At 73.7% G+C, this 3519-nt stretch carries 1 protein-coding gene and 1 riboswitch; the gene reads left to right on the top strand.

The annotated features are described in order from the left end of the window. Positions 1-298: 298 nt before the first annotated feature. A riboswitch (glycine riboswitch) is annotated at positions 299-393 on the top strand. Positions 394-565: 172 nt separating this feature from the next. Then, positions 566-3442, top strand: a complete 2877-nt coding sequence (gcvP, locus tag AB0C78_RS50565) for an aminomethyl-transferring glycine dehydrogenase (RefSeq protein ID WP_360762961.1) — start codon at positions 566-568, stop codon at positions 3440-3442. Positions 3443-3519 lie beyond the last annotated feature (77 nt).

Below are 3519 nucleotides of genomic sequence, written 5' to 3'. Positions count from 1 at the left end.
GCCCTCCCCCCCCCCTCACCCCCCCCCAACCTGATCACCGACCCCGGGCCGGGGGCGCGCCGTCCCCCGGCGCCCCCCGGGCCGCCGTGCGGACGGCGCGGCGCCCCGTCCGCCCGGTGGGCGCGCCCGGCCCGCGGCCGCCCCGGTGAGCTGTGCACATCGTACTTGCCGGTACATGCCCGGACCGTCCATCACCCCGGCTCCGCGCGGCGGCCGGCGCCGGCGATGCGACGGTTCGCGGGGGCGCCCGACGATCGCCGGGCGGAAGGTTGGGTAGGGTTTGTTCCGGACATGCCGTCGACCCTGCGCGGGAGAGACCCCATGCGGCCAGCGTGGGGCGCCGAAGGGGCAACCTCCCCGGAACCTCTCAGGCAAAAGGACCGCGCGGGCGAGGCACCTCTGGAAAGCAGGCGCCGATCCCCCTGACCGGGGAGGGGCGGCTCACCGAAGGGGAAATCCCGCCTGGCGGGGGAAGCTCTCAGGTGCCGATGACAGAGGGGGAGACCGGCCGCCGGCCCGTTGCCGGCGGCGGCCCTGAGCGACCGCAGCAGCCAGGAGGCTCTCCATGACCGCCCAGTTCTTCGCCCCCGTGGCCTCGCCGCAGCACCCCCGTTCCACGTTCGCCGACCGGCACGTCGGCCCGTCCCCGGACGAGCGGGCCCGGATGCTGGCGGCCATCGGCTACTCCGGCGCCGAGGCGCTGATCGACGACGCAGTCCCGGCCGCGATCCGCACGTCCCGGCCGCTGGAGCTGCCGCCCGCGCTGAGCGAGACCGCCGCGCTGGCCCGGCTGCGCGAGCTGGCGTCCCGCAACACCGTCCTCACCTCGATGATCGGCCTCGGCTACCACGGGACGATCACGCCGGGCGTGATCCTGCGCAACGTGCTGGAGAACCCGGGCTGGTACACCGCCTACACCCCGTACCAGCCGGAGATCTCGCAGGGCCGGCTCGAGGCGCTGCTGAACTTCCAGACGGTCGTGTCCGACCTGACGGGCCTCCCGGTCGCCAACGCGTCCATGCTGGACGAGGGCACCGCCGCCGCCGAGGCGATGGCGCTCGCGCACCGGGTGTCGAAGCGCAAGGAGCCCGGGACGTTCCTCGTGGACGCCGACGCGCTCCCGCAGACGATCGAGGTCGTGCGCACCCGCGCTGTCCCGCTCGGCATCGAGGTCGCCGTCGCCGACCTGTCCGAAGGGCTGCCCGACGGCGACTTCTTCGGCGTCCTGCTCCAGTACCCCGGCGCGTCCGGCGCCGTCCGCGACCTGGAGCCGCTCACCGCGCAGGCGCACGAGCGCGGCGCCAAGGTCGTCGTCGCCGCCGACCTGCTCGCCCTGACGCTGCTGCGGCCGCCGGGGGAGTCCGGCGCCGACATCGCCGTGGGCTCCGCACAGCGGTTCGGCGTCCCCTACGGGTTCGGCGGCCCGCATGCCGGCTACATGGCGGTCGGCGAGGGCATCCAGCGGCAGCTGCCCGGACGCCTCGTCGGCGTGTCCGTCGACGCCGACGGCGCCACCGCGTACCGCCTCGCCCTGCAGACCCGCGAGCAGCACATCCGCCGCGAGAAGGCCACCAGCAACATCTGCACCGCGCAGGTCCTCCTCGCCGTCATGGCGAGCATGTACGCCGTGTACCACGGCCCCGAGGGGCTCGCCGCGATCGCCCAGCGGACGCACCGCCGCGCCGCCGAGATCGCCGCGGGCCTGCGCGCCGGCGGCGTCGAGGTCGTCCACGGCGCGTTCTTCGACACCGTCCTGGCGAAGGTCCCGGGCCGGGCCGCCGAGGTCGTCGAGGCCGCCCGCGAGCGCGGCATCAACCTGCGCCCGGACGGACCCGACCACGTCGCCGTCGCCTGCGACGAGACGACGCTGCCCGAGCACGTTACCGCCGTCCTCGAGGCGTTCGGGGTGCCCACCGAGACCGCCGGCGCGCAGGAGGCCGTCCCGGACGGCCTGCGCCGCGAGAGCCCCTACCTGACCCACCCGGTGTTCCACGCGCACCGCTCCGAGACCGCGATGCTCCGCTACCTGCGCAAGCTGCAGGACAAGGACATCGCCCTCGACCGCTCGATGATCCCGCTCGGCTCCTGCACGATGAAGCTGAACGCCACCGCCGAGATGGAGCCGATCACCTGGCCGGAGTTCGCGAACGTCCACCCGTTCGCGCCCATCGACCAGGCCGCCGGGTACGTCGAGCTGATCGGCGAGCTGGAGGACGCGCTCGCCGAGATCACCGGATACGCCAAGGTGTCCGTCCAGCCCAACGCCGGATCGCAGGGCGAGCTGGCCGGGCTCCTCGCCATCCGCGGCTACCACGCCTCCCGCGGCGACGAGCACCGCGACGTCTGCCTCATCCCGTCCTCGGCGCACGGCACCAACGCCGCCAGCGCCGTCATGGCCGGGATGCGCGTCGTCGTCGTCAAGTGCGACGAGGGCGGCAACGTCGATCTCGACGACCTGCACGCCAAGATCGCCAAGCACGGCGACCGGCTCGCCGCGATCATGGTGACGTACCCGTCCACGCACGGCGTGTTCGAGGAGTCGATCACCGACGTGTGCGCCGCCGTCCACGCGGCGGGCGGGCAGGTCTACGTCGACGGCGCCAACCTCAACGCGCTCGTCGGCCTCGCCCGCCCCGGCGAGTTCGGCTCCGACGTCTCGCACCTCAACCTGCACAAGACGTTCTGCATCCCGCACGGCGGCGGCGGCCCCGGCGTCGGCCCCATCGGCGTCCGCGAGCACCTCGCCCCGTTCCTGCCGAACCACCCGCTGCGCGAGGAGGCCGGCCCCGCCGGCACCGGCGTCGGCCCGATCTCCGCCGCCCCGTGGGGCTCGGCGGGCATCCTGCCGATCTCCTGGGCGTACATCGCGATGATGGGCCCGGACGGCCTGCGCGCCGCCACCGAGGGCGCCATCATCGGCGCGAACTACCTCGCCGCCCGCCTCGGCCCGCACTATCCGATCCTCTACACCGGCCGCAACGGCCTCGTCGCGCACGAGTGCATCGCGGACCTCCGCAAGATCACCAAGGAGACCGGGATCACCGCCGAGGACGTCGCCAAGCGCCTCATCGACTACGGCTTCCACGCCCCGACGCTCTCCTTCCCCGTCGCCGGCACCCTGATGATCGAGCCCACCGAGTCCGAGGACCTCGCCGAGCTCGACCGGTTCTGCGACGCCATGATCGAGATCCGCCGGGAGATCCAGCGCGTCGCCGACGGCGGTTACGACCGCGAGGACAACCCCCTCAAGAACGCCCCGCACACCGCCGCCTGCCTCGTCTCCGACGACTGGAAGCACGCCTACACCCGCGACGAGGCCGCCTACCCCGTCCCCGCCCTCCGCGAGACCAAGTACTGGCCGCCGGTCCGCCGCATCGACCAGGCCTACGGCGACCGCAACCTCGTCTGCTCCTGCCCCCCGCCGGAGGCTTTCGAAGATTAGGGGGACGACCCCCTAAAACCCCCGTCACGGTCGGCAGGCTGTTTCCCGCTCCGCTAGCGCTCCGCGCGAAACAGCCT

This window comes from Actinomadura sp. NPDC048394, from assembly GCF_040651755.1.
Classification (GTDB): domain Bacteria; phylum Actinomycetota; class Actinomycetes; order Streptosporangiales; family Streptosporangiaceae; genus Spirillospora; species Spirillospora montaniterrae.
Note: the sequence above shows the minus strand (reverse complement) of the source record. Positions and strands in the feature narration are given on the sequence as shown.